The organism is Pontibacter sp. BAB1700, assembly GCF_000277005.1.
GTDB classification, from domain to species: domain Bacteria; phylum Bacteroidota; class Bacteroidia; order Cytophagales; family Hymenobacteraceae; genus Pontibacter; species Pontibacter lucknowensis.
Window position 1 is genome coordinate 1 of the sequence record NZ_AKIS01000065.1, and the last position, 22,613, is coordinate 22,613.

Annotated in this window: 20 protein-coding genes and 1 pseudogene; 15 read left to right on the plus strand and 6 right to left on the minus strand. The window is 51.4% G+C overall.

The annotated features are described in order from the left end of the window. The 9 genes from sprA (O71_RS26425) to O71_RS08395 form a co-directional block, all read left to right on the plus strand. Positions 1-1,302, plus strand: a 1,302-nt coding sequence (sprA, locus tag O71_RS26425) for a cell surface protein SprA (RefSeq protein WP_071530862.1), incomplete at its 5' end; no start/stop codon positions are given. A gap of 26 nt (positions 1,303-1,328) precedes the next feature. Further along, positions 1,329-3,056, plus strand: coding sequence for a cell surface protein SprA (sprA, locus tag O71_RS26430; protein WP_255345366.1), 1,728 nt, complete (start codon positions 1,329-1,331; stop codon positions 3,054-3,056). After that, positions 3,041-3,175, plus strand: coding sequence for a hypothetical protein (locus O71_RS26435; protein ID WP_007655447.1), 135 nt, complete (start codon positions 3,041-3,043; stop codon positions 3,173-3,175). Before sprA (O71_RS26430) ends, O71_RS26435 begins: the two co-directional genes overlap by 16 nt. 58 nt (positions 3,176-3,233) lie before the next feature. Then, positions 3,234-3,614, plus strand: coding sequence for a glycine cleavage system protein GcvH (gene gcvH / locus O71_RS08370; protein ID WP_007655448.1), 381 nt, complete (start codon positions 3,234-3,236; stop codon positions 3,612-3,614). Positions 3,615-3,678: 64 nt separating this feature from the next. Further along, positions 3,679-4,011 carry a VanZ family protein gene (locus O71_RS08375; RefSeq protein WP_007655449.1) on the plus strand — a complete coding sequence of 111 codons (333 nt, stop codon included), beginning with the start codon at positions 3,679-3,681 and terminating at the stop codon, positions 4,009-4,011. 209 nt (positions 4,012-4,220) lie between these two features. Beyond that, positions 4,221-4,796: a hypothetical protein gene (locus O71_RS08380; protein ID WP_192811653.1), complete on the plus strand. Its 576-nt coding sequence runs from the start codon at positions 4,221-4,223 to the stop codon at positions 4,794-4,796. Then, entirely contained in the window at positions 4,793-5,122 is a 330-nt protein-coding gene (locus O71_RS26440; RefSeq protein WP_040574034.1) for a S8 family serine peptidase, read from the plus strand. Before O71_RS08380 ends, O71_RS26440 begins: the two co-directional genes overlap by 4 nt. A 2-nt stretch (positions 5,123-5,124) precedes the next feature. Then, on the plus strand, positions 5,125-6,351 hold the full coding sequence (locus O71_RS08390) for a S8 family serine peptidase (RefSeq protein WP_040574035.1): 1,227 nt from the start codon (positions 5,125-5,127) through the stop codon (positions 6,349-6,351). Beyond that, entirely contained in the window at positions 6,341-6,826 is a 486-nt protein-coding gene (locus O71_RS08395) for a T9SS type A sorting domain-containing protein (RefSeq protein WP_007655450.1), read from the plus strand. Before O71_RS08390 ends, O71_RS08395 begins: the two co-directional genes overlap by 11 nt. A 179-nt stretch (positions 6,827-7,005) precedes the next feature. Here O71_RS08395 and O71_RS08400 read toward each other — a convergent pair whose 3' ends face one another. From O71_RS08400 to O71_RS08420, 6 genes are all read right to left on the minus strand, one after another. Then, on the minus strand, positions 7,006-7,809 hold the full coding sequence (locus O71_RS08400; RefSeq protein ID WP_007655451.1) for a M57 family metalloprotease: 804 nt from the start codon (positions 7,807-7,809) through the stop codon (positions 7,006-7,008). 368 nt (positions 7,810-8,177) lie between these two features. Next, positions 8,178-8,648 carry a YicC family protein gene (locus O71_RS25470; protein WP_237717771.1) on the minus strand — a complete coding sequence of 157 codons (471 nt, stop codon included), beginning with the start codon at positions 8,646-8,648 and terminating at the stop codon, positions 8,178-8,180. Next, positions 8,608-9,057 carry a YicC/YloC family endoribonuclease gene (locus O71_RS25475; RefSeq protein ID WP_237717772.1) on the minus strand — a complete coding sequence of 150 codons (450 nt, stop codon included), beginning with the start codon at positions 9,055-9,057 and terminating at the stop codon, positions 8,608-8,610. Before O71_RS25475 ends, O71_RS25470 begins: the two co-directional genes overlap by 41 nt. Positions 9,058-9,212: 155 nt before the next feature. Then, on the minus strand, positions 9,213-10,364 hold the full coding sequence (locus tag O71_RS08410) for a serine hydrolase (RefSeq protein WP_007655452.1): 1,152 nt from the start codon (positions 10,362-10,364) through the stop codon (positions 9,213-9,215). Between the two features lie 7 nt (positions 10,365-10,371). After that, on the minus strand, positions 10,372-13,515 hold the full coding sequence (locus tag O71_RS08415) for a hypothetical protein (protein ID WP_237717773.1): 3,144 nt from the start codon (positions 13,513-13,515) through the stop codon (positions 10,372-10,374). Positions 13,516-13,582: 67 nt separating this feature from the next. Further along, entirely contained in the window at positions 13,583-14,674 is a 1,092-nt protein-coding gene (locus O71_RS08420; RefSeq protein ID WP_007655462.1) for an FAD-binding oxidoreductase, read from the minus strand. Between the two features lie 82 nt (positions 14,675-14,756). On the opposite strand from O71_RS08420, the gene O71_RS08425 reads away from it, so the two are divergent. From O71_RS08425 to O71_RS08445, 6 genes and pseudogenes are all read left to right on the plus strand, one after another. After that, positions 14,757-15,395 carry an MBL fold metallo-hydrolase gene (locus O71_RS08425; RefSeq protein ID WP_040574037.1) on the plus strand — a complete coding sequence of 213 codons (639 nt, stop codon included), beginning with the start codon at positions 14,757-14,759 and terminating at the stop codon, positions 15,393-15,395. 9 nt (positions 15,396-15,404) lie between these two features. After that, positions 15,405-15,578 carry a CDP-alcohol phosphatidyltransferase family protein gene (locus O71_RS27185; RefSeq protein WP_007655466.1) on the plus strand — a complete coding sequence of 58 codons (174 nt, stop codon included), beginning with the start codon at positions 15,405-15,407 and terminating at the stop codon, positions 15,576-15,578. Then, positions 15,559-16,110, plus strand: a complete 552-nt coding sequence (locus tag O71_RS08430; RefSeq protein ID WP_007655469.1) for a phosphatidylcholine/phosphatidylserine synthase — start codon at positions 15,559-15,561, stop codon at positions 16,108-16,110. The genes O71_RS27185 and O71_RS08430 overlap by 20 nt, the downstream gene beginning before the upstream one ends. A gap of 122 nt (positions 16,111-16,232) precedes the next feature. Then, entirely contained in the window at positions 16,233-19,787 is a 3,555-nt protein-coding gene (gene porU / locus O71_RS08435) for a type IX secretion system sortase PorU (protein WP_007655471.1), read from the plus strand. A gap of 49 nt (positions 19,788-19,836) precedes the next feature. Beyond that, positions 19,837-20,960, plus strand: a pseudogene (gene porV / locus O71_RS08440) (type IX secretion system outer membrane channel protein PorV). A 15-nt stretch (positions 20,961-20,975) separates the two neighbouring features. After that, positions 20,976-22,256, plus strand: coding sequence for a pitrilysin family protein (locus O71_RS08445; RefSeq protein WP_007655481.1), 1,281 nt, complete (start codon positions 20,976-20,978; stop codon positions 22,254-22,256). Positions 22,257-22,613 lie beyond the last annotated feature (357 nt).

Genomic DNA, 22,613 nt, shown 5'->3' on the forward strand with positions numbered 1-22,613 from the left:
TCGCTTCAACTTTGCGTCGAGGACCTGAAAGACTCTTTCTCCAAGGCCGTGTACAAGAACCTGTCCATCGACATGCTGATTTACAAGCGCCTCAAGCTGTTCCTGCATGCCCAGACCCGCGACCCTAATACCCGCGACGATGATGTGCAGGCTTTCATCCGAATCGGCACGGACTATACCCAAAACTACTACGAATACGTGGTGCCGCTCAAACTGACACCACCGGGTACGAGAAGCCGCGAAGGCATCTGGCTTGCCGAGAACGAGATCGATGTTGCTATTGAGGATTTTGTAAACGCCAAGGTAGAGCGCAACAGAGCCGTTGGTGGCTGGGACAACCGCCGTCCGTGGGAAGTGATGCTAGAGGGTGGCAAGATGATCCGTGTGGTGGGTAACCCGGATTTCAGTGAGGTGCAGAGTGTGATGATCGGTGTGCGCAATCCTACTGTGCCTGGTGAAGATGCGCGTCCGCAATCGGTTTGTATCTGGGTGAACGAGCTCCGTGTAACCGACTTCCGGAACAATTCAGGCTGGGCCGCTAATGCCCGCCTCAACACCAAACTGGCCGACTTTGCCAACATTACGGCCACAGGTAGCTATACCACCATCGGCTTCGGAGCGCTGCAGCAGAAAATCGCCCAGCGAGCCCGCGAAAACACCGCTGTATTTGATGTGAGCGCCAACATTGTAGCCGATAAGTTTCTGCCAGAGAAGCTGGGTATAAAAGTGCCGGTATCGGTGCAGTATGGCACCATGAACAGCGCACCGCAATTTGACCCGCTCGACAAGGATGTGCCGCTGGAACAGTCGGTCACGCGGTATGAGACTGATGAATCACAGCGGGAGTACAGGCGGGAAGTGAGTACTCGGGAAACCCGGAAAAGTGTGAGCTTACTAAACGTTAGGAAGGAACGGACAAATCCGGAGGCCAAGGTGCGTCCGTATGACGTGGAAAACCTGTCTTTCTCCTACTCCTACGCCGAGCGCCTGTTTACCAACATCGAGACGGACCGCGACTTTACCCGCACCTATACCGGAGCGGTCGCCTATACCTATACCAACACGCCACGCAACTACGAGTTCTTCGCCCAAAGCGAGCGACTTAAGTCGCCGTACATGCGCCTGATCAAAGACCTGAACTTTACGCCGCTGCCGAGCCGCTTTGCCTTCCGCGCTGACCTCGACCGCAGGTATAACGAGACTTTCCTGCAGCGCCGCGATCCGGGTTCCGGCCTGATCACCTCCAGAGGTATAGAACCTGTGTTCCAGAAGTACTTCTTCTCAACCGCATCTACGACCTGAAGTGGGATATCAGCAAGAGCCTGTCACTGGACTACACTGCTACCAATCGTGCCGTGGTAGACGAGCCAGACTACCGCATCAACCGCGACGTGGACTCACTGCGCTACAAGAACAAGGTGATCTGGGACAACCTGCGCAATTTTGGTCGTAATACAAACTTCAATCAGCTGGTAGCCGCCAACTACAAGGTGCCTTTCGAGAAATTCCCGCTCACCGACTGGCTGGGCGCTGAGACCCGCTATGCTGTTACGTACATCTGGACGGCAGGCTCCACGGCCCTGAACCAAGACGCGCCTTTTCGTTTGGGTAACACGGCAGAGAATAACACCGAGTTCAGCGTGAATGGCCGCTTTGATATGGTGAAGCTCTACAACAAGGTGAAATTCCTGAAAGACGTGAACAGCCCGACGCAACCGCAAGGCAGACCACCTGTGCCTGCACCCGGCGATACGGCTGTGAAGAAACAATCGGAGATGAAGTTTGCCAAGGGGCTGGCCCGCTTCCTGATGATGACCCGCTCGGTGAACTTCACCTACCTGCAAAACCAGGGCACCATGATGCCGGGCTACCTGCCGCGCACCAAGATGCTTGGCTTTGACGATGGCTTTGACGCGCCAGGTCTGCCGTTCATCCTCGGCCGCCAGTACGACCTGGATGAGCTTTACAACCGTGCTTTTACAAACGGTTGGTATACCGATAGCAGCCAGTACCTGAACACACCGTTTAGCGGCATCAAGACAGAAACGCTCACGGCCAGAGCCAACATGGAGCCGTTCCGAAACTTTAACCTGCAGCTGGACGCACGCCGCAACATGTCCGAAATACAGGAGGTCTTCTACCGCAAGCAGTTTGATGACTTTGGCAACATTGGCACTGTGAACGAGCGCCAGAACCCGATCAACACCGGTTCGTTCAGCACCTCCTTCTTTGCGCTGGGCACCATGTTCGAATCTACTGCGGGAGGCACTTCGGCTGCTTTCGATAATTTCATCCGCAACCGCTACGAGATACGCGAGCGCCTCACCAATGCCAATGCGGCAGCCGGTGACTCAGGCTATACCCTGAACTCACAGGATGTGCTTCTGCAGTCGTTCCTGTACGCTTATCAGGGGCGTGATGCCAGTGGATTCCAGGCCAAAGGGGGCAACCCATTCAAGCGACTGCCCATACCTAACTGGCGTGTTGATTACAATGGTCTGTCGCAGCTTGCCTTCTTCAAGCGCTGGTTCAGCCAGGTCAACCTGACGCACTCGTATAATTCCACCTACAACGTAACGAGCTTCACCACTTCACTGGCTTATGAAAACAGCCCGGGTGACTACCCAACCCGCACCAACGAGTTTGGGCAGCTGATCCCGTACTACATCGTGAACCAGCTCACGGTGCAGGAGCGTCTGGAACTGCTGGGAGTGAACTTCCGCACCAACACCAACCTGACCGGCCGCATTGGGTACAGAATAGAGCGTAACCTGTCACTGAACCTTACCAATGCCCAGGTAACTGAGACCAACGTAAAGGACTATACCTTCGGCTTCGGGTATAGCACCACGAACTTCCGTATACCTTTCCGGATAGGTGGTGAGCGGCGCACCCTGGAAAACGAGCTAACCATGCGCATGGACATGTCGGTGCGTGACAACCAGACCGTACAGCGGGCCATTGCGCAGGACGATCAGGCAACGAGATCAGCCAGAACCAGATCACCAACGGTACCCGCCAGGTACAGCTGCGGCCAACCGTGGATTATGTCCTGAGCCAGCGCGTGAACATACAGTTCTACCTGCTGCGCACCGTGTCCGACCCTAAAATTTCCACCTCGTTCCGTAACAGTGTGTCGGAAGGTGGAGTACAGCTACGTGTTAGTCTGCAATAATTTTTGGCATTGCGAAAAAGACCGTATTTTTGGACATCATTAACCCAAAGCGATAAAAATGAATTTACCTGACAACCTAAAGTATACCAAAGACCACGAGTGGGTTCGCGTAGAAGGCGACGTAGCTTACGTAGGCATCACGGATTTCGCACAGAGCGAGCTGGGCGACATCGTTTACGTTGACATTGACACGGTGGACAAGCAGATTGGCCAGAACGACGTGTTCGGTACAGTAGAGGCTGTGAAGACAGTTTCTGACCTGTTCAGCCCACTAAGCGGCACTGTACTGGAGTTTAACGATAAGCTGGACGGCAGCCCTGAGCTGGTAAACTCTGATCCTTACGGCGACGGCTGGATCATCAAAATGTCTATTGACGACGCCAGCGAAGTGGAAGGCCTGTTGACGGTTGAAGGCTACCGCGAAGTAATCGGTCAGTAATTTTGACAGTATAGAAGCAGGTTTGATTCTAAGGTATAATTTCTTTACCATTATTTGGGCAGCAGTGATCATGGTTTTGACGCTGCTGCCCTCCTCTTCTATGCCCTCCCTTTCTATCTGGGAGATTTTTTCTTTTGATTCATTTGCACACGCCTTCATGTTTGCCGTGCTCACTTACCTGATGACAGTGGGCCTGAAAAAACAGTTTACCTTTCCGCGTGTGCAGCACTATGCCATCCGCACAGCCTTTTTTGTGAGCTCCATGTTCGGTATCGCGATCGAACTGCTGCAGCATTACCTTATACCTGGCCGCCAGGGCGATATCATCGATGTACTCAGCAATACCATCGGCTGTATACTTGGCATCCTGCTCTTTAAGTGGATCTACAAAATGTAACCCGGGCAGCATATCCCCCTCCAATAAAACTTCCTATTTAAACATATTTATAAGCCTGATTTTCAATCGATCAAGCTTTATTAGCTATTGTCTATATGGTGGCTATTGATTAGCTTTAGTGCTATTCTACCAAGATAGAAACTGAGCTTTACTCTTACGTCTGCTCTATGCCGCCACGCTACAAACTTAAACACACATTCTGGTTAACTGTGCTTTGCCTGCTGGCGTTGCTCCCGCTCCACCTACAGGCTCAACAGGTAGAATCATCACTTCCCAAACAGGCAGTGCGCAAACTTGCTCCTCCCCTGCAAGGGGGCACCAGAGAACTTCCAGCTGCCTCTTATCGCATCAAAGTATCAGACAAACAGGGTTTCTATACCTGGCTTCATCAGCAACAACTGGATGTAAGGGTTTCAGACACCGGTAATCAGCCTAATACCCTGCTGGTGATTGGCATTAAACCGAGTCAGTTACTGCAACTGGCTGCTTCCCCGGAAGTGCTGTATATCGATAAGTCTCACCGTCAGGCCATAGAAGAGTTGGAGTTGCGTGATGCAGACTTTGTGGTGAACAATGTCTACGCTGCCCAAGCTGAATTTCCAGAACTGACCGGTCAAGGTATGGCAGTATCCGTAAAAGAATACGCCTTTGACCCGGAGGATATCGATCTGCAGGGCCGTGTAATCAACCCGCAGTCAATGGAGGGCAACCGCAGTCCGCACGCCACGACCATGGCCACCCTGATAGCAGCGCCGGCAATACGGGCCCCAATGGCAGAGGTGTGACGCAGCATGCCCTCATTGCACACTCGAGCTTCGAGGAGCTTTTTCCTGACAAGAGCGAGACACTGCTGACTCAAGGTATAAGTGTGCAAAATCACTCCTATGGCGTGGGTGTGGAGAACTACTATGGCCTGGAGGCTCAGGCCTACGACCAGCAGAGCTACCAGCATCCCGAATTGCTTCACGTGTTTTCGTCAGGCAACAGTGGTGACAAATCCGAAACGAGCGGCACCTATGCCAACCTGCCAGGTATAGCCAACCTGACCGGGCAGTTCAAGACCTCCAAAAACACGCTGAGCGTAGGAGCGCTTGACCCGGATGGCAGGTAGGTATGCTCAGCTCCAGAGGTCCTGCTTATGATGGCCGCATCAAACCTGAACTGGTAGCGCATGGCGCCGGAGGCACCTCACAGGCCGCTGCTGTAGTTTCAGGAATAGTCCTGCTGGTGCAGCAGTCCTATCAGGCACAGTATGGCAGCCTGCCACCAGCCTCACTGGTGAAAGCGGCTTTGATAAACAGCGCCGATGAAGTAGACAACCCGGGCCCTGATTTTGTGTCAGGATTTGGCAATGCCGATGCACTCGGGGCACTCCGAGCCATACAAGCAAAGCAATTCAGGCTGGATGCTGTAGCAACAGGTCAATCCCGAAGTATTCAGTTGAAAGTTCCTACGGGTGTACGCCGCTTGAAGGCAACCCTAGTGTGGCACGATCCTGAAGCGGAGCCCAATGCCGAACGGGCGCTCATAAATGACCTGGATCTGGTGCTGCGACATACCGCTTCGGGCAAGATCTGGCGACCTTGGGTGCTTAGCACTTACCCACACCCCGACTCGCTGCACCGACAAGCACGGCGAAGCATCGACCGCCTGAACAATGTTGAGCAAATCACGCTGGACGCACCTGCAGCTGGCACCTATACCTTGCAAGTAACTGGCTACAATGTACCACAAGGGGCGCAGGAGTTCAGCTTGGTGTATGAATTGGAGCAGGGCATAGAATGGCTATACCCTGTGGCGGCCTCTACGGTGCAGGCGGGGCAGCCTAACCGCGTTGCCTGGCAGGCTGGCACCGTTACTGGTACAGCCACACTGCAGTACCGACTACAGGCTTCTGACACCTGGTATACCATAGCTGAGGATGTAGACCTGAGGCAGGGCAGCTATACCTGGCAAACCCCGGACACAGCAGCAGTAGCACAACTCCGCATACTCACGAAAGGTATGGACTTGCAAACAGAAGCGTTCATCCTGGCACGACCTACGGACTTACGGATCGGATTTAACTGTGAAGAGCAGGTGATGCTGCACTGGAGCAAACAACCCAATGCCCAGGAGTATCAGCTATTCCAGTTAGGCGCTACTCACCTGGAGGCCCTCCTCAGGACAACTGACACACTCGCTATCATCGATCGAAGCGCATTGCAGGGTAGCTACCTGGCAGTAGCACCACTTATCCAGGGTACCCAGGCTACCTATGGCCGAAGCATCACTGCCGAGGCTGAGACATCCCCTCTGCTACATCAGCAGCTTTCAGCCCAGCCAGTTAGTGACTCCTGATGTAGCACGGTTCTCGCTAAGTCTCAGCACCACGCACCAGTTGGGATTCCTGCGCCTGGAACGCTTGGAGAAGGATGGTTTTAAGACTGTGCATGCCGGCACGCCCTCAAGCAGCTTGCGCTACCAGTTCATAGATGAGAGCCCTATACCTGGCCGCAATATATACCGGGCAAGTGTCACCACAACCGATGGCAAAATGATTTATAGCCAGGATGAAACGGTAATTCATACTCCCAAAAACTTTGTGCAGGTATACCCTAATCCGGTAAGGGCGGGCGAGACTGTATTTGTAGCTGTGGAAAGCGAAACGGTAAAAGTTCAGGTCTTTGACCGCCTGGGCAGATTTGTACAGGAATCGCAGGAAACTGGGATGCTGAAAGAATTGCATACGAAAGGCCTTCCCCCCGGGCTCTACATCATCCGCCTTACCAATGAAAAAGGAGCTGTACTTTCAGGTAAAATGTTACTACAGTAAGTTCTGAAATTGCAGGGCTGACAGTCCCAACCAGATAAGTCACTGCATCAACCGAATCCCCAATCATTCTTATCAAACCGCATACCTACACCTCGGTGCTGTACTTGAGAATAGGTACAAAAAAAGCACAGCTCCCTGCCGGGAACTGTGCTTCTCAGACCGTAGTTAAACGCTCCGGACTACTGATACAGGTAGCGCAGGGCTGTTCTGTCGTTAGAGTTGAAGTAGCGGTTCACGCCAGTGCCGATGCAGGCCAGCATCCAGGAGTTAGGATCAGCACCTGTCGGTGTGCCCGGGATGTGCACAGCACCTACTGTAGAGGCACCCTCGTTGTAGTACGAACCACCGCAGCTGTAGGCTCTGTTCATGTAGTCGGTGTGACGGAAGCCGATCGTGTGACCGATCTCGTGCGCCAGGATCGTGGCCAGGTAGTTGGTGCCCGGGTTAGAGCCCAGGTAGTCCGAGTTCACCTTAACAGAGTTGTACGGGTTGCCACCGGAAGGGAAACCGGCAGAAGCCAGGTAAGAAGAACCGCTCGGCGCCTTCGACACCAGGATGTTGTAACCGGAGGACACGCGGCGGAACTTCAGGCGCAGGTTCTCGGCGTTGAAGCGGCGGATGGCCTCGTCGAGCGCCGACACATAAGAGGAAGGCAGGCTGGTGGTGATGGCCACGTTGATGGTGCGGCTGGAGCCTACGCTTACCAGGTTGTTGGTGCGGTACTGCTCCTCCTCACCAACACGCAGGGCTGTGGTCTCAGGAGAGGCCTGCAGGTCGCTTTCAGAGAAGAAAATGTCACCCTCCACAATGTAGCCACCCTCGGTGCGCTGTACATTGTCTGTGTTGAAACCCATCTCTGAGATTTTAGCCATGGCGAGGGGTGAAATCTCGTTGGCAGTTACATCTGCCTCTTCTTTCTGGCAAGAGGAGAAACAGAACATGACCGCAAGGGCCAGGAGCGAAAGTAAACGTGTTGTTTTCATTAAAATATATTTTTATAGTTAAACATGACGAAATATAGACGAAAACAATCAGCCATACAATAGCATAAACAAACTGAAAATCAGCGTTTTAACAACATATTTACCGCTCTTAAAAAGTTTCGGAGATAATAAACATTAAATATAACTTATATAAGAATTTAAGTATACTTATGAAACTGGGTTGCAATAACAAAGCGCACCCGAAACTGAAAAAATTTCAAAAAAAAATTAAAAAAATTCCTTCAGGCCTCTATCGGCACGCGAATGTTTAAACACTAATCCTCAGAGAGATGGCATTAGCTACTGATCACAAAAAAAGCAGCTACCCGCAAGGGCAGCTGCTTTAAGTTGGCTCAGTAGCAAGTTTGCTACAGGATGTTGTTGATTTGCTCTTTTATCTTTTCCAGCTCCTCTTTCATTTCCACAACATGGTGCTGTATAGTAGCGTCGTTGGCTTTTGAGCCGATCGTATTGATCTCCCTGCCGATCTCCTGCGAAATGAAACCCAGCTTTTTGCCAGTGGGCTCCGGCAGGTATACCGTTTCCGTAAAGTAATGCAGGTGGTTGATCAGGCGAACTTTCTCTTCCGCTATATCAAGCTTTTCCATGTAATAGATCATCTCTTGCTCGTAGCGGTTCTGATCGTAGTGGTCTGAGTTTGATATTTCGGTGATATGGTTTTTGATGCGGTTGCGGATATGCTCCATGCGCACCGGGTCTTGTTTCTCGACCTCAGCCAGCAGTATCCGGATACGGTCGATGTAGGACATGATTTCCGTAGTAAGCGCCTTGCCCTCATCAGCCCGGAATGCGTTGATGCTCTCGAGCGCCTGTTGCACCAGAGGCTGAACTGTATCCCAGTCGCTTCGCCTTCCTCGTCTTCGCCTGGTCCTGCTGCAGTACATCCGGCATGTGCAGGGCCAAACGGAAAAGGTCGTTTTTAGATCCGCCTACCATATCGGCAGCCGAGTTCAGTTCCTCGTAGTATGCTTTGAGCAAGTCTTTATTGATATTACTCTTGGCTTTCTGCGCTTTGTTTTTGGCATAGTCAACGCAGATGCTCACTTTACCACGCACAAGCGCTTTTGTCAGCATGGTGCGGATCTCGTACTCACGCTCCGAAAGGAAGCGCGGTAGACGCACGGACAGGTCCATACCTTTGGAATTGAGCGATCTGATTTCGACGTTAATAGAATACTGGTCAGTATCGAGGCGGGCACTGCCATAGCCTGTCATGGACTGCAACATAAGCACTATATAAGATGATGTTCCTGCAAATTAGCTATAATTCCTCACTTATACGCAGATGGAAAGCTAAAAGCTCAAATCCGGACAGGCAGCGGGGTCTTGACAAGGCGATGGAATTCCGGTCCGAGCCTGTCATTCTGGAGGAGATTTTATACCTAGGGCACTATTTGATTTACCGCATCAATCATACCCATGACCTCAGCAGGATGATGGTTGATACGCTCGCCCCTTTTTTTGCCAAGTCGCACAATCACAAGCTCTTTCTCTGGTATCACGATGATGTACTGCCCCAGAATGCCACGTGCGTAGAAGATGGATTGGCCTTTGTAGTCCGGCAGGAGCCACCACTGGTAGCCATAGTGCCTGGTAGGATCACCGGTATTGGCATCCGTCAGGCCGCTTGGGGTAAGAGAAGCCTGCACGTACTCCGGCGATACAAGCGTATCACCCTGCCAAATCCCTTTTTGCAGGTATAGCTGCCCGATGCGGGCAAAATCGCGGGCATTGGAGAAGAAGCAGCAATAGGCTTTCTCGTTTCCAAGGGGGTGGTCGATGCTCCATTCGGCCTTTTGCTCCGCTCCAAGTGGACGCCAAAGTTTCTCTTCGGCATAGTCAGCCAGCCTCTGCCCGGTGGCCGCTTCCAGCACGAAAGCCAGTATCTGGGTATCACCGCTTTTATAGGAGAAGGCCTGCCCGGGCTCCTCCACCGCTTCCAACCTTCGGATCACTTTCTTCAGGTCAGACCCATAGTAGGCCTCTGTAGTAACCGAAAAGGGGTTGCCATATGACTCGTCCCAGTTCAGTCCGGAGCTCATCCAGAGCAGGTGCCGGAGCGTGATCTTTGCCTTTGCTCCTTCTCTGAAATCCGGTAAAAAGTCACCTACCGGCTGGTCTATACTTTGAATCGCTCCCTCCTTCAGGGCTATACCTACCAGGATGCTCACGATACTTTTGGCCACCGAAAAGGAGTTGCTCAGCGACTCTTCTGAATAGCCATCCCAGTACTGCTCATACAGCAGTGAGTCGTGGTGCACAACCACAAAGGCAACTGACTCCAGCTCCTTGTGTAGCTGCTGCAACTCCTGCGGCAGCGTAAGCTGGTTGTAATTGGTCGCAAGCGGCCAGGGCTGGGGCTCATCAGCAGCCTTGATCTTGCGCTGGTGGAAGATCAGGTGATCGTCTATATCAGCAAAGTTATGATACAGGGCTTTGTACACATAGTTTTTGTCGGCCATGTGCAGCCAGGCGGCTGCCAAACCGATCACCAGAATAAAGCCAATACCAAATCGTTTGGTTTTCCGGTTCATGCCTCTGTTAGAAGTCGTAACCTAAGGTGATGTAAAACTTAGGTCCTCTGCGGGAATTGTCCTCCTGGCTCCAGGCCATGTCGACCTTGCCATACACGCCAAACAATGTAGTGCGTGCACCTACGCCATAGCCTAACAGGAACGGGTTGCGGTAGTTGATCACCGTGATCTCAAACGGGCTCGTGTTGGTCTGGTCTATACGGCCGCCTATCACGCGGGTATTAATAGAGTTGTTGCCCGTGAACGGGTTGGTACCATTGTAAGCTGACCCGGCGTCACCGAAAGCAGTAAACTGCAGGTTGCGGAAGAAGCCCGAAGGTATAGGTCCGTCATAGAGATACTGCACAATAGGTACGCGCAACTCCAGATTGGCCAGCAGCACTTTGGAGCCCCGACGAGCATTGAAATTGAAGCCACGTAGCGGAGTCGTGTAATCGAGGTAAAACAGGTCGGCTGGCGTTCTCACCACAACAGCATCGCGCGGGTTGCCGTCGTCTTCAGATGCGAAGAGCCAGTTGTCCATGCCCCCGATCAGGAAGTTTTTGGGCGCGTTACCGAAGAAAGTACCATAGTTGATACGACCTGCCAGCGTGATCTGCCGGTGAATTTTCTGGTAGTGACGCACATCCAGGTAAAACTTACTGAAGTTCTCAGAACTGTGCTCAAAGTTTTTCAGGCTCATGATACCTGCTTTCATACGGGTACCTTCCAGCATGTTTACGCCCCGCACCACGGAGTTGTCAAAGACCAGCTCTACACTACCGCCACCGAAGTAGTCGGTCCTGTCTGGTGTCACAAAACTGTTGATGTAGGTAAAGCGCGTGTTCACAAACCTGGGCTGCATGCGGAGGCTGGTGCTGTAGCTGAGCGGGTATACCAGGGTGGGCGAGAATTCGTGTTTGCCGAAGCGCACCACAGAGCCCGGGAACTCCGGCGCCTGCCCCACGATCACATCACGCCGGTACTGCAAGCCGATGTCGAACCGGTTTTTGAGGTTCATGTATTCGGCAAACATGCGGCTGGTCTCCAGGTCGGTGCGCACAAAGGCGTTGCCCCGGATATGGTGATTTTCGAACAAGTCGCTCATGTTTACGCCAGCCACTATACCAAAGCCCAACTGCGGATCAGCGTATACCGACGTAATCACCTCCTGCACACTAAAGCGAAGGTCATAGTCTACGGGGCCTGCAATAGGTACGCCACCATCAGTTGTACGGGCACGCTGCGGTGCTGCGGCTTGTGTTTTAGCCTTTGCTTCAGCTTCCTGCTGCTCTTTGGCATCGCTCTCGAACTGGTAGTTTTCAATGTCTACCTCCCCCTGGCGTGGCGTTCTTTTGAGCGTAGTTGTGCCCTCCACTATTTTGCGGGTGGCGGCGGTTGTTGCTGCGGCGGCGCTTCGGGAGCGGGTTTCCAGTATAATCTGCCGTGAGGTCTTAGGGAGCGAGTCCTGGGTGGTAGGACTGAATGTCGGGAAAGCGTAAACAAAGCTGCGGGCATTGTCTCTGGCTGTTAGTACCAGGGCATTTGCACTTCCCCCTACGTCGTAACTCTCGATATCCTGCAGGAAGTTGGTGATGGGACGACTGCTGCCTGCGGCAATATCAAAGCGATACAGGCTGCGCACGCCGGTCTCTTCGCTCAGGTATATTAGGTTGCCGTCATCTGTGGCACGTGGTCGCAGTTCGCTCGCTATGGAGAAAGTGATTTGGCGGGCATTGCCCCCTTCACGCGACATCAGGAAGATATCGTAATTGTTTACCACACTTGCAAAACTACCTGTGGCTGTCTGCCCAGTTGTGTCCACGAAGCGGTTAGAACTGAAGGCGATGTTGTTGCTTCCACCTTTCAGGAAGACCGGCTGTATATCGTCGTAAATGTCGTTGGTGAGCTGCTGCTGCATACGCCCGCCGCTCGAGAGCAGGTATAGGTCTGTCTGTCCATCACGCACGGCGCTTATTAACAGGGTGGTGCCGTCTTCGGAGTAGCTCATGTCACGCACCTGCGAAAACTGGCTAAGCGTTACGGCAGGGGTACGAATGTCGTCAAACACCGGGATACGGGAGCGCCGGCGGGTAGAGTTGATCTGCCGCAACACCATCTGGCCCCTCCTTGCTTCCACAAAACCAAGCTGGGTATTGGTACGCCAGGCCAGCACAGGCAACTTGTAGTCGATGCGCTGGTCAACGGTCTTATACCCGCTCTTCCATACCACACGGCTGCGGTTGCTGCCTACCTCCTTCACGATGATCTGATAGCTGCCGTTCTCGTTTTCGGCATAAGCCATCAGTGTACCGGCCGGGTTCAGCACAGGCTGGGTATAATGATTGTCTTTTTTGTTCTTCTGGAATACTTTATTCTCGGCAGGCAGGCTCACCAGCGGATTCTCGCCGCGGGTGTTGATCTGCATGTAGTAGTTGTGGCAGTCCTGCAGGAAGCGCTTGTATGGAATGTTCAGACTGCTGGTAATGCCCACCTCGGTGTCGCGGGTAATGCGGGTCAGGTTCAGGATGTTTTGAATGGAGGTATAGCCATAGCGTTCGGCAATGTAATTCCAGACAGCCTGGCCGCCCAACTCCTGGTCACGGGCCAGCACGTCTTCCATGCGGGCTTTGCTGTTGACCATCAGCATGTCGCGCACATAGTTGTCCATGCGCAGGCTCCAGCCCTCGGCAGTATAAGCTGCCACACCACTGATAAACCAGTCAGGCAGGCGCAGCAGGTAGCTGCTCTGCAGCGCCTCTTTCAGGCTACCGCCATACATCATATCGTTGAGCAGGAGTTCGGTCAACTGATAACTCAGGTCACGCTTGAAGTCTGTTTGAGTACCATCGTAGGCTAGCTCCAACTTGTTTTTGATAAAGAGCGTTTCGCCACCGGTCTGGAACTGGTCACGCTGCATACCTATGTTGCTTTGCTTCAGGTCCGTCATCGAGTTATACACGATGAGTGTGATCTTGGAGTAGGGATAATAGCCGATAAAACTGGTGATGCGCTTTAGTTCGCGCTCAGCATATTCCGCCGCATTGCGTGCCGACTGATCGCCACCTTCATAGAAGTATATGTTAAAGTTCTGGGTGCTGTAGAGCTTCCAGTCAAAGTTCTTATACTGAATTCGGCTCCGGCCAAAGGTCTGCACATTAGGCTGGGCCATAGCCACTTCGCCTGCAGCAACGCAGCACAGGAACAGTAACAATAACCTTATGGAGAAACGCATTCGCTTAGAGTTCTTGGTTATGGTGTTTTATGTAGTCGTAATATAACGAATAATATCTCGAAATGTGTACGTCTGGCAGTATTTCTCCCCCTCCAATCAATGCCTTGGCAAATACATCAGCCAGGTAAGGCGCCATCAGCACTCCTTTAGAGCCCATGCCGTTGAACACGCTCAGTTGTGCATGCTCCGGGTGACGGCCCATGAGCGGACGACGGTCGCGCACGGCTGGCCTTATTCCGGCCCAGTGCCTGCTCACCTGATAAGATTGTGTGGTAATCTGTTCAAAGCGTTCGCTCAGTTCTTCCCTGCCTTCCGGGGTTGGCAGTTCGTCGGGTTGACGCCAGTTGTAGGTGGCCCCTATCTTGAAGCGGCCCTCTCCTACCGGAACAACGTAAACGGCTTTATTATAGATGCATTCCGGATTAAAATCCTGTGTTTGCACCTCCAGCACTTCGCCTTTGGTAGGCTGCAGCGGCAGCCACTTAAAGTACGGGTTTTGCACCACCTGCCAGCCTTCACAGAAAACCAGGTGCCTGGCCGTTATGTTTTTGTAAGCTACTCCCTGCTCTGTGAGTTGCAGCTGATTCATTTCAAAACGCTCCGGCAACAGCGCACTCTCCTGCTGCAGCTCTTGAAGCAACAGGTCAAGCGTATCGGCTATACGCAGGTAGCCGCCTTTCCTGATCATGATACCGCCAAATTGGTCCTGAACAGAATGCTCCTGGCCGGTGCTTTGGGTATAGGTGGCGCCAATGTATTCGCTCCAGTTTCCTTCGGCGCTTTTGGCCATCCAGTTGTTCTGCTCCTCTATGGTCGAGAAGACTTTGTAGATGGGTTTGTGAATGAAAAGCTGCTGTTGGAATCGTTCCTCCAGTTCATCATAAAAGCTGTCGGCATAGGGCAGCAGCGTATCCACGAGCCAGGACTTGGCGAAGCGCTTGCCTGCCACCGGGTTTACGAGGCCGGCTGCTACACGGGAAGCGGAGTTGGCTTTGGGCTCGTCGATCACCAGCACCTGCTGGCCCTGTTTGCGTAAGGTATAGGCAAGTGTGGCGCCGGCAATGCCATGCCCCACGACTATGTAGTCATAATTCATACAGGCAATTTACGACTTACGCCTGAAGTTCGTAACTTAGAAGCCGAATTTGTGGGGCCCGCGCCCTCTGAACGTGAACAACATGAACATTACCTGTCTTACATTTAACCCCTTCCAGGAAAACACTTACCTGCTGCACGACGACACCAAGGAGTGCGTGGTAGTAGACCCTGGCTGCTATGAGCAAACCGAACAGCAGGAACTGAAGCGTTACATCGAAGCAAACGACCTGAAAGTGGTGCGCCTGCTCAATACACACTGCCACATTGATCACGTGCTGGGCAACAAGTTTGTAGCCGACACTTACGGCGTGGAACTGGAGATACACGAGAAAGAGCTGGAGATTCTGCGTGCTGTGCCGGTATACGCTCCGAACTACGGTTTTCAGATGTACAGCGGCATGGAAGCCTCGACCAATTACCTGAAGGAAGGCGACACGGTCAAATTTGGCAATACCGAGCTGCAGATTATTTTTTCGCCCGGCCATGCACCCGGCCATGTGGTTTTTTACAGTGAACCCGACAAGGTATGCATCGGAGGCGACGTACTGTTTAAAGGCAGCATTGGCCGCACCGACCTGCCTGGCGGTGACTTCGATACCTTGATCAACAGCATCAGAACCAAGCTATTCACCTTGCCGGATGAAACGGTGGTATACCCAGGTCACGGACCAGAAACCACCATCGCGTACGAAAAAAAGTATAACCCATTCCTGCGTTAAGCCTTCCGGATGAAGAACTACATACCTAACGCCATCACCTGCCTTAACCTGTTCTGTGGATGCCTGGCGCTGTACTTTGCTTTTAACTTTCGCCTGGAATACGCAGCCTACCTGATTGGTTTAGCCGCTATTTTCGACTTTATGGACGGCATGCTGCGCCCGCGTGCTCAAGGCTTACTCTGAGATAGGAAAGCAGCTGGACTCGCTGGCTGACATGGTTTCGTTTGGAGCCGTTCCGGGTGCTATCATGTTCGCGCTGCTTTCACAAGCGGAGGCTTCTGTGTTAAGTATACCTGCCGACATCCTGCCATTCTTCGGCTTCCTGATCACGATCTTCTCTGCACTGCGCCTGGCCAAGTTCAACATCGACACGCGGCAGGCCGAGTCTTTTATTGGCGTACCCACGCCGGCCTGCTCTATGTTTATCGGTTCGCTGCCGCTGATACTGGCCACCTCCGGCAACCTGTACGATAATGTTATTCTGAATCCTTACTTCCTGCTGGTGGTAACGGTCGTATTCTCATACCTGCTGGTGGCGGAGCTGCCACTGTTTGCGCTCAAATTCAAGAACCTGACCTGGAAAGACAATGCTATCCGGTTCGTTTTCCTGGGTATCTCTGTCATTTTGCTGGCACTTGCCAAATTCGCAGCTATACCGCTGATCATCGTGCTTTATGTCGTGTTGTCCATCTTCAAGAAAGCCCCAACCTCCTAAAGCCCTATGACAATCAGACCAACTTGCTAAGTAGCCTCAATTATCGATTATTTATTTAGCTGGAAGGATAATCTTCTGTAAATTTATACAGCCTCCTATTCATTAATTTACCCAAGTCTGCCATGCGGATTTCTTTGCTGCTGTATACCTGTCTGCTGTTCGGCTCCAGCCTGCTAGCGCCCCATGCAAGGGCACAGGAAAGTACAACGGCTACGCAGCAGGGGCAAACATATCGCAACGCCACCCAAAGCACTGAAGGCACCCAAAGCCAATTCGCCACTTCATCGGTGCTTAGCACAGGCAACTGGTATAAGATTGGCGTAACCGAGTCAGGTATACACCGCATCGACAGGGCACTACTGCAGTCACTTGGCGTCAATACCCAGCAGCTCGACCCACGCACATTGCAGCTCTTTGGAAATGGAGGCGGTATGCTCCCGCAGCCCAACAGCGCACCTCGCCCTGACGATCTTGTGGAGAATGCCATCTGGGTGGCAGGTGAAACTGATGGCCGCTTCGATGAGTCAGACTATGTGCTGTTTTACGCACAAGGTCCTCATACCTGGCAAGCTACAGGCGGCAGCCCGGCCTTTCGCCACAGCCACAACATTTACTCCGATACTGCTTATTACTTTATTCGGGTGGGAGCGGGCAAGGGTCTCCGGTTAAGCGAACGCGGCCAGGCAAGTGATGCTGGTCAAACTATTAGTAGTTACAATGAGCGCCTTTACCACGAGCGTGATCTCAAGAACATGGTGTACTCCGGCAGGGAATGGTACGGGGAAGACTTTAGTGCTTTCACGGCCTCTCGCGAAATCAGCCTTCCCGTGTCGGACTTGGCACTGGGTTCTGAGGTCAAGCTGACGGCTTTTCTGATGGCAAATTCATCGGCGGAGAGCTCCTATACCTTGCGCCTCAACGGCCATACTCTGGGCACACAGACGATCAGCGGGCGCGGTACATTTCCTTACCATCCGGAAGGCGTGAACAGCATCAGCACCTACACATTAAACCAGCAAGTACTTGGGCAACCAATGGAACTCAAAGTAGGGATCAGCTTCAGCACAGGCAGCAACTCTACTGCCCTTGGTTTCCTGAATTACCTGACACTCAACTATGAGCGCCAGCTCAGGCTTTACGGTGACCAAACCAGTTTCCGCTCCGTGGCTAGTCTGGCCAGCCCGGTGAGTACTTTCCGTATGGCAGGCGCAACCGCGAACACACAGGTATGGGATGTGACAGATCCGCTGCGGCCTATCGTGCAGCAGACAATCGTTTCCGGCTCAGACTTAACTTTTAGTGCTCCAACTGATGTGCTCAGGGAATTTGTGGCATTCAGGAACAACACAGGTCTCAAGCCTGCAGCTTTTGGGAGGGTGACCAACCAGGACCTACACAGCCACAACCTCGATGGCAACCTCGACCTGGTTATCCTGACTCATCCCCGCTTTTTGCAGGAGGCCAACCGCCTGGCAGCGCATCGCCGGCAGCATAGCAACATGCAGGTTACAGTTGTTACTACCACGCAGGTATATAACGAGTTCTCATCAGGTGCGCAGGATGTAACGGCCATACGCGACTACATGCGCATGCTCTACAGCCGCAGCAGCAAGCAGGGCGACGATGTAATTTACCTGTTGCTCTTTGGAGATACGTCTTACGATTATAAAAACCGGCTGACCAACAACACCAACTTTGTGCCCGTGTATCAGTCAAGGCAATCACTGCACCCGATTAGCAGCTACTCTTCCGAAGACTACTATGGTTTTCTGGATGAGGACGAGGGCGAATGGGCCGAGAACAGCACTGGCGACCACCTGCTTGATATAGGTATAGGCCGGCTACCTGTAAAGTCCACGACAGAAGCGGCGACAGTCGTTGACAAGATCATCGCTTACGATAGCCCGGGACATTTTGGGAAGTGGCGCAGCCAGGTAACTTTTGTGGCAGACGACGGTGACTATAACGAGCACCTGAACGATGCCGAGTTCCTGAGCAGTTACCTTGAGCGTGAGCACATCAGTTACAACCCCAACAAGGTATACCTGGACCTATACCCACAGGAAGCCGTCGCCAATGGACAGCGTGTACCTGAAGCAGCGGCAGCTATCGACAAAGCTGTAGAGCAAGGCTCCCTGATCGTGAACTATACCGGACATGGCAACGAAGTCAGCTGGGCCTGGGAGCAGATTCTGACAGTGCCGCAGATAAATAACTGGCGAAACAAGGACCGATTGACTTTTCTGCTTACCGCCACCTGCGAATTCGGTCGCTACGATGACCCAAGGCGCTCGTCTGGAGCAGAACTCGCTCTGCTAAATTCTCAAGGAGGTGCCATCGGCCTGCTTACCACAACGCGTCCCGTTTTCTCCAGTGATAACCGGGTACTCAATCGCAACTTCTATAGAGCGGCTTTCAGTCCTGTAAATGGTCGGATGCCCCGACTCGGTGATGTCATGCGCCTGACTAAAAACATCAGCCTGACAGAGACAGGAGGTTCCAGGGGTGTGAACAACCGTAACTTCACATTGCTGGCTGATCCTTCTCAGCAACTAGCCTATCCGCATTTGCAGGCACAAATCACACAGATTAATGGAAGCCAAGCCGCTTCCGACACGATTGGGGCATTAGGTAAGGTAAACATGAAGGGCGTAGTGATGGCTGCAGACGGCAGCATCGCCACGAATTTTGATGGTTCTTTGCACATCACTGTTTATGAGAAACCGATTACCCGCCGCACCCTGGGTGATAACACACCGGAGCGCACAGGCGAACCCGCTATACCTGGCGGCAGCCAGCCTTTACCAGTTCAGCTTCGCGAGAACATTGTGTATGACGGACAAGCCACTGTCAGATCCGGTGCCTTTGAATTGAGCTTTGTTGTTCCTAAAGATATCGACTACCGCTATGGCGCTGGCAAAATCAGCCTCTATGCCAAAAGTGCTGCACATGATGCTTTAGGAGCCGACACAGCAGTGGTTATCGGAGGCACCGCCTCAGGTATAGCGATGGACAATACACCTCCTGTCATTAAGCTGTTCATGGATGACGAGTCTTTCGTATTTGGCGGCACAACGGGTCAGAACCCGGTCCTGTTGGCAAAACTTTTTGATGAGAACGGCCTGAATACGGCAGGTATAGGATCGGGACACGAGATGATCGCCATACTTGATGAAGGAACCGACCAAGCCATCGTGCTTAACGATTACTACACTTCTGATCGCGACAGCTATCAATCCGGCTCCATACGCTATCCTTTCAAAGACCTGAAAGAAGGCCAGCATACTTTGTCGCTTAAGGCCTGGGACACGCACAACAATTCAGCACAGGAGCGGTTGGAGTTTATCGTGTCGAACAACGAAAAGTTAACGATAACACAGTTGCTGAATTACCCGAACCCATTCTCCACGAATACAACCTTTCATTTTGACCACAACAGGGCAGGTGAAAATATAGATATCCATATACAGATATTTACCGTATCAGGAAAACTGGTTAAAACACTGCAAGGCACTAGTTATGCCAGCCAGTCGCACCTGGCCGATATAAACTGGAACGGAAGAGACGAATTTAACAACACATTAGCACGCGGCGTATACGTTTACCGAATCATTGTACGTTCTCAATATGATGGAGCCACGGCCACTAGATTTGAGAAACTTGTGCTCTTGAATTAGTAAAATCCTATAATATTTCTATATTTGATTTTGCAACAATACCCTCTATATGTATAAGAAAAATCTACTTGTAAAAGCCACTGCATTTGTGGCTGCATTCTTTACAGTGCACTTTGCATCAGCACAAACATCTACTATTGGCCAGGACTCACGCACGGTAACCACTGCCGTTCCGATTTTGACAGTAGCTCCGGATGCACGCTCTGCCGCATTAGGTGATGCGGGTGTTGCCATCAGCCCTGATGCAAACACGCCACACTGGAATCCTGCTAAGCTGGGCTTTGTACAGAACGACATGAGTGTAAGTTTTTCTTATTCTCCATGGCTGCGAAATATCGTGGACGACATGTCTCTCAGCTACCTCTCAGGTTATAAAAAACTATCTGAAACATCTGCATATCTGCCTCGCTTCTATACTTTGACCTGGGTGATATTCAGTTCATCGATGCAAACGGAAACGACATCACTGAATTCTCTCCTAAGGAGTATGCGCTGTCAGTTTCTTACGGACAAGCTTTGAGCGAATACTTCAGCTTAGGTATAGGCGCCCGTTTCATTCGGTCTAACCTGGCCGGTAACGTAACCATTGGCGGTGGCGCTACACCTTTTGAATCAAAGCCAGGTAATACAGCCGCTGTAGACGTGGGTGTATACTACAACCGCGATCTTTCTCAGAACCTGAACCTGGGTCTGGGTGCTAACATCTCCAACATCGGTGGAAAGATTGCCTATACCAATGGTGATCAGAAAGATTTTCTGCCTACAAACCTGAAACTAGGCACCGCGATTACGTATAACCTTGACCAGTATAACTCGCTGACTTTTGTGCTTGATGCCAATAAACTGCTGGTGCCATCGCCTGGTGCTGACAGCACACAGACGGTGATCAGTGGTATCTTTACGTCGTTCGGTGATGCCCCGGGTGGATTTAGTGAGGAACTAAAAGAGATCAACTTCTCTGGCGGTGTGGAGTACTGGTATAATAACCTGTTCGCTGCTCGTCTTGGTTACTTTTATGAAAACCCTGAGAAAGGCAACAGAAAGTATATTTCAACAGGTGTAGGTTTGCGTTACCAGAAATTTGGCATTGACGCGGCATACCTGATTCCAAGCGAAAGAGGTAATCCTCTTGCTGAGACCATACGCTTCAGCCTGTCGCTAAACTTAGATTAAAAAACTAATTACAGAATGCTTGATAGAACAAAAGCACCAGAAATACATGAAATAGAAGCAGTAACGCTACAGATAGCTGAGGTAAGTCACTTAAGCAACGGAGCGAGACTGCATTATATAAAAAGCGAAACCCAGCCTGTTATCAGGCTGGATTTTGTTTTTAAAGCGGGTAAGTGGTACGAAGATCAGGCCGGCGTAGCTGACTTGACGGGGAAGATGCTTTTTGAGGGGAGTAAGAATTATACAGCCAAGCAGATTGCTGAGAAGGTAGCCTACTATGGAGCCTCTTTTGAAAACAACCATGGCTACGATCGGTCGGAATTTACACTTTATTGCTTAAGCAAATACGTACCGGAGCTGATGCCATTAGTGCTTGATGTCCTGCAAAACCCAGTCTTCCCGACAGAGGAATTTGAACTGCTTCGTAAGCGAAATCAGCAAAACCTGAAAGTGCAGCGTCAGAAGAATAACTATCTGGCAACACACAGCTTCACTAAACTGGTTTATGGTGAAAAGCACCCCTATGTGTTTGGCCTCGATGAAAATGCATTAGATACTATTGCCAGGGAGGAGTTAGAGAGCTTTTATAAGAGCAGGTATAGCACAGATCAGCTGGAGGTTTTTGCTTGCGGTGCCATCGATGAAGAACTGGAAAAACTTCTGGAAAAAGAGATATCGACTTTACAATTAACAAAAGCAGTAAGCAGTATTACTTCACCTGCACCTGAGGCTAACAAGTCAGAGGATTTCGTCCTAATGCCTGAAAGCCTGCAGTCTTCTATTCGCCTTGGTAAGCAGTTCCCTATTATCGGGCATGAAGACTATCATAAGCTTGTTGTACTTAATGAAATACTAGGTGGCTATTTTGGATCGAGGCTTATGCGGAATATCCGGGAAGACAAAGGCTACACCTACGGCATCTATTCAGCGATTTCTCCGAAAGAACATGATAGCTTGTTTTTTATAGGCACTGACGTAAACTATCAGGTCACATACAAGACAATAGAAGAGATTCGTAAAGAAGTAAAGCTATTACAAGAAGAGTTGGTGCCGGAGGAAGAGCTACAAACCGTAAAAAGCTACATGCTTGGCAAATTCTTAAACGATATCGCCACCATCTTTGAGCAATGTGACAGATATAAACGCATTGTACTACATAAGCTTCCTTATGAGCATTACAATAACTACATCAGCACGATAAGAGGCGTTACAGCTGAGGAACTTAGAGATCTGGCAAATCAGTACATTGCATTAGATGGCTTAAAGACTGCTATAGCCGGCAAAAAACCAGATTAGATTTACCTCCATTAGTACATATTAGAAGAAACGGAGAAGGCTGCCCATCAAGGCAGCCTTCTCCGTTTACATTAGATGCAAATTCATTTTAGATTACAATACTCTAATTTTACCCTTTGCAGGCTAGGAATATGGAGACTGCGGATGCATCTTAAACAAGTCCGCTACTGGCAATTCAGCACCGAATCCCCCTTGTTATCACTTCAAAAAGATAATTTTCGGCAAAAAAAGCAGCCTCCCCTTCATTGCGGGGGGGGTAGTTAAACGCGTACGGCCCCTGACTCTTGCGAATCAGGGGCCGTGCGTTGTTGGGGTTGGCGGCCACCTACTCTCCCGGGTGTGACCCCAGTACCATCG

What these genes read in the sequence shown, in the direction of transcription:
- gcvH (WP_007655448.1), top strand. Translation starts at nt 3,234, where the DNA reads ATGAATTTACCTGACAACCTAAAGTATACCAAAGACCACGAGTGGGTT.
- O71_RS08390 (WP_040574035.1), top strand. Translation starts at nt 5,125, where the DNA reads ATGCTCAGCTCCAGAGGTCCTGCTTATGATGGCCGCATCAAACCTGAA.
- O71_RS08400 (WP_007655451.1), bottom strand. Translation starts at nt 7,809, where the DNA reads ATGAAAACAACACGTTTACTTTCGCTCCTGGCCCTTGCGGTCATGTTC.
- O71_RS25475 (WP_237717772.1), bottom strand. Translation starts at nt 9,057, where the DNA reads ATGTTGCAGTCCATGACAGGCTATGGCAGTGCCCGCCTCGATACTGAC.
- O71_RS08410 (WP_007655452.1), bottom strand. Translation starts at nt 10,364, where the DNA reads ATGAACCGGAAAACCAAACGATTTGGTATTGGCTTTATTCTGGTGATC.
- O71_RS08415 (WP_237717773.1), bottom strand. Translation starts at nt 13,515, where the DNA reads ATGGCCCAGCCTAATGTGCAGACCTTTGGCCGGAGCCGAATTCAGTAT.
- O71_RS08420 (WP_007655462.1), bottom strand. Translation starts at nt 14,674, where the DNA reads ATGAATTATGACTACATAGTCGTGGGGCATGGCATTGCCGGCGCCACA.
- O71_RS08425 (WP_040574037.1), top strand. Translation starts at nt 14,757, where the DNA reads ATGAACATTACCTGTCTTACATTTAACCCCTTCCAGGAAAACACTTAC.
- O71_RS27185 (WP_007655466.1), top strand. Translation starts at nt 15,405, where the DNA reads ATGAAGAACTACATACCTAACGCCATCACCTGCCTTAACCTGTTCTGT.
- porU (WP_007655471.1), top strand. Translation starts at nt 16,233, where the DNA reads ATGCGGATTTCTTTGCTGCTGTATACCTGTCTGCTGTTCGGCTCCAGC.
- O71_RS08445 (WP_007655481.1), top strand. Translation starts at nt 20,976, where the DNA reads ATGCTTGATAGAACAAAAGCACCAGAAATACATGAAATAGAAGCAGTA.